Genomic DNA, 3,210 nt, shown 5'->3' with positions numbered 1-3,210 from the left:
CTGTGTAGATCGTCCTTAGGAGATCTGGATCTCGCTGGCCATAGGCCGTTTCTCGCCTGGCAAGAATCTCCCGTAGCCGATCAACGAGTTCCGTTTGCAGATCAATACTGGTTGTGGTGTGCATTGGGAGGGTCGCTGCTGCATTAGACCCTCCGGCGTCAGATGCTTTTGTGTGCCTGTCCTCATCCTGTATCACGACGAACGCGAACACTAGAGCGGTCACCAACACGATGGCCATGGCCATCGCGAGACTGTGGCCAACTCGAGGGTGCTTATGCGGGGGTGCAGCACGTAGATGATCTTCGCTAGACATGGTCGTCCCTCTTGGTGAGGGCCGGATGGTAGGAGGCCGGCGGAGCGCCTACAACCGGCGAGGATGAACCTGTGGACAAACGAACCGCTCATCGACTCGCAGTCATCAACAAACCGTACAAAAGCGACTTTACTCCAGGTTCGGGCAAGAAGGTAGGGTCTTGATCGAAGGACTGGGCTTGAGCCTGATGGTTCGCCTTGTTCCAGGCCCCCCTGAGCCGGCGGTCCGGAGTTGGGAATGGCTGTGTGGCTGTGGCCATGACCGTCTCGGGGTGGCGATGGCTTCGATCTCCATCGGATCCTCGTCGTCGCCGCTACCTGCTCGACCGTCATGCAGCGCCTTCGGCGCTGGAACCGAGGGAATACTGGCGAACTGCTGGGCGCTGGCCTTCGTTAGTGGAACTGCCGAGGACCGGGAGCTGTGAGGATGGACTACTGGACGCCGGCGAGGGCGTTGGTGGTGACGGCGCATCCCGATGACATCGAGTTTGGGTGTGCGGGAACTGTTGCCCGGTGGGTGCGGGAGGGGGCGCATGTCACCTATGCGTTGGTGACCAACGGGGCGGCGGGGTCGAGTGATCCGGAGATGACCAGGGAGCGGCTGGCCGAGCTGCGGGAGGTGGAGGCGCGAGCGGCGGCCAAGGTGGTCGGGGTCGACCGGGTGGAGTTCCTGGGGTATGAGGATGGGCTGCTGGAGCCGACGCTCGAGGTTCGGGAGAAGATCGTGCGGCTCATTCGGCGGGTGCGGCCGGAGGTGGTAGTGACGACCGATCCGACGACGCGGTATTTCGCGGACCGGTACATCAACCACCCGGACCATCGGGCGGCCGGGGAGGCGACGCTGGCGGCGGTGATCCCGGGGTCGGATACGCGGCTGGCCTATCCGGAGCTGCTGGACGAGGGGCTGGAGCCGGTGAAGCTGACCGCGGTCTGGCTGATGATGAACATGGAGCCGAACCTGGTCGTCGACATCGGGGACTTCATCGACAAGAAGATCGAGAGCCTGGCCTGCCATGTCACCCAGGTCGGGGAGGACTTCGGCGAGAACGCGGGGTTCGTGCGGGGGATGGCGGAGTTCTCGGCCGCCGAGCAGCCGTTCAGGTACGGGGAGGCGTTCCGGGTGTTCCGGTTCGACCTGCCGTGGGATCCGCCGCGAACCGACCCGGAGGCGCCGCTCAGCCAGGCCTGACCGGCACGGAGCCGGGGCCGGGGACAGTCGGCCAGTCGGCCGGACCCCGGGACCGACGGGAGGCCCCCAGGTCAGGCGCCGGGAGCCCGAAGCCAGCAAGCTGGACGATCAGAGAACGACCAGGCGAACGTCCACGTTGCCCTTGGTGGCGCGGGAGTAGGGGCAGCGGCGGTGGGCCTTGGCGACCAGGGACTCGGCTTCGTCATGGGGGAGGTCGGGAACGGTCACCCGGAGCTCGACGTCGAGGGCGAAGCCCCCTTCGGGGTGCTTGGCCAGGGCGACCAGGGCGGTGACGGTGGTCTGGCCGGGGTCGATCTTGTCCATCCGGGCCACGCTGGCGAGAGCGTTGTCGAAGCAGGCGGCGTAGCCGGCGGCGAACAGCTGCTCGGGGTTGGTGCCCTCGCCCGAGCCGCCGACCTCCTTGGGGGGGTTGATCTGGACGTCGATGGCGCCGTCGGAGGACCAGGCGCGGCCGTTCCTGCGGCCGCCGGTGGCGGTGGCTTCGGCGGTGTAGAGCACCTCCATGGGGGTCCCTCCTGGGCGTCGTGGCGTCGGGCCCCCTCGGCCATCATGCCGGAGGGTGGCCGCCGTTGCCGTTCGAAGGGGTGGGCGGGGGGAGTTCGTGGCCGGCCACGACCTCGGCGGCGACCTCGCTGACACGGCGGCGGCCGGCCCGGGCGGCCTTGCGGAGGCGATCGAAGGCACCGGCCGGGTCGAGCTGCTCGCGTTCCATCAGGATGCCCTTGGCCTGCTCGATCACGACCCGATGGTGGAGGGCGTGCTCGAGCTGGTCGATGATCTGGGCGGTGCGCTCCGACTCGGCGGCCGCCCTGACCAGGGAGGCGACCACGCCGGCGTAGACGAGCAGGCCCTCGACCTCCTGGGCCGGCCAGGGCCTTGCCGGGCGGCGGACGGCCGTGAGGGTGCCGATGGGGCCGGCCGCGCCCTCGACCGGGACGCAGACGAGGCTGTTCACGCCGGCCAGGGCGGGCAGGCGGGCCAGGGCGGGCCAGCTGCCCGGGCCGCGGAGGTTGGAGGTGCGGACCGGCGCGCCGTCGGCCAGGACGTCCAGGGATGGGCCGGACCAGAGCTGCGGGGCGGCGTCCTCCAGGACCTGGGCGAGGTCGCCGGCGGCGACCGTCCCGCGCAGCTCGCCGGCCTCGTCGACCAGCACCAGCGCGACCCCGGCGACCAGGAACAACCGGGTCGCCGCGACCAGGGCCGGACGCACGACCGAGTCCAGCGCGTCCCCGCCGAGGGACGACGACGGCTGGGGAACCGCCTGCTCCTGTCCGTCCTCGTAGTCCTCCATGCCCCCTCCTGCTGGCCTTCGGCTCGCGGTCCGGAGGCGGCGGTCGGTGACCCCGTCCCCCATGCGGGGCCGCCCTGACCGCCGCCCCGGGACATCGGTGTCCAGGGCACGCCAGCCGGGCGGCGGCGTCCTCTACTGGATGCAACGCACGTCGGCGTCTCGCATTACGCACCGTCGTCCGGGACAGGAGTGACAACAAGACGGGGAGATCATCGACAAGAGTCTCCATGCGGCTGCGTCACCGGTCGCCGACTCCCGGCACGAGGACATCCTGGAGCTGGAGCCGATGCTCCGGCGGGTGGTGGTACGGGCCCGCGACCCGGACACCGTCCACCACCTGGTCCAGGAGGCCCTGGCCCGGGTGATCGCCGTCCGCGGACGCCTGGACCACGAGGCG

Annotated in this window: 4 protein-coding genes; 1 reads left to right on the top strand and 3 read right to left on the bottom strand. The window is 69.5% G+C overall.

What is annotated here, in order from left to right; translation table 11 throughout:
* A partial coding sequence (locus VF468_26735; GenBank protein ID HEX5881886.1) for a hypothetical protein occupies positions 1–244 on the bottom strand: 244 nt, incomplete at its 3' end.
* Positions 245–739: 495 nt separating this feature from the next.
* Between VF468_26735 and VF468_26730 the strand changes: the two genes are divergently transcribed.
* The gene (locus VF468_26730; protein HEX5881885.1) at positions 740–1,501 is read left to right on the top strand and encodes a PIG-L deacetylase family protein; all 762 of its coding nucleotides are present in this window, start codon (positions 740–742) and stop codon (positions 1,499–1,501) included.
* A 108-nt stretch (positions 1,502–1,609) separates the two neighbouring features.
* Here VF468_26730 and VF468_26725 read toward each other — a convergent pair whose 3' ends face one another.
* Positions 1,610–2,026, bottom strand: coding sequence for an organic hydroperoxide resistance protein (locus VF468_26725; protein HEX5881884.1), 417 nt, complete (start codon positions 2,024–2,026; stop codon positions 1,610–1,612).
* Positions 2,027–2,069: 43 nt separating this feature from the next.
* Positions 2,070–2,813 (bottom strand): GAF and ANTAR domain-containing protein, encoded by a 744-nt coding sequence (locus tag VF468_26720; protein ID HEX5881883.1) that lies wholly within the window; start codon positions 2,811–2,813, stop codon positions 2,070–2,072.
* Positions 2,814–3,210: the final 397 nt, after the last annotated feature.

Source organism: Actinomycetota bacterium, from assembly GCA_036280995.1.
Taxonomy (GTDB): domain Bacteria; phylum Actinomycetota; class CALGFH01; order CALGFH01; family CALGFH01; genus CALGFH01.
Note: the sequence above shows the minus strand (reverse complement) of the source record. Positions and strands in the feature narration are given on the sequence as shown.

What these genes read in the sequence shown, in the direction of transcription:
- VF468_26730 (HEX5881885.1), top strand. Translation starts at nt 740, where the DNA reads ATGGACTACTGGACGCCGGCGAGGGCGTTGGTGGTGACGGCGCATCCC.
- VF468_26725 (HEX5881884.1), bottom strand. Translation starts at nt 2,026, where the DNA reads ATGGAGGTGCTCTACACCGCCGAAGCCACCGCCACCGGCGGCCGCAGG.
- VF468_26720 (HEX5881883.1), bottom strand. Translation starts at nt 2,813, where the DNA reads ATGGAGGACTACGAGGACGGACAGGAGCAGGCGGTTCCCCAGCCGTCG.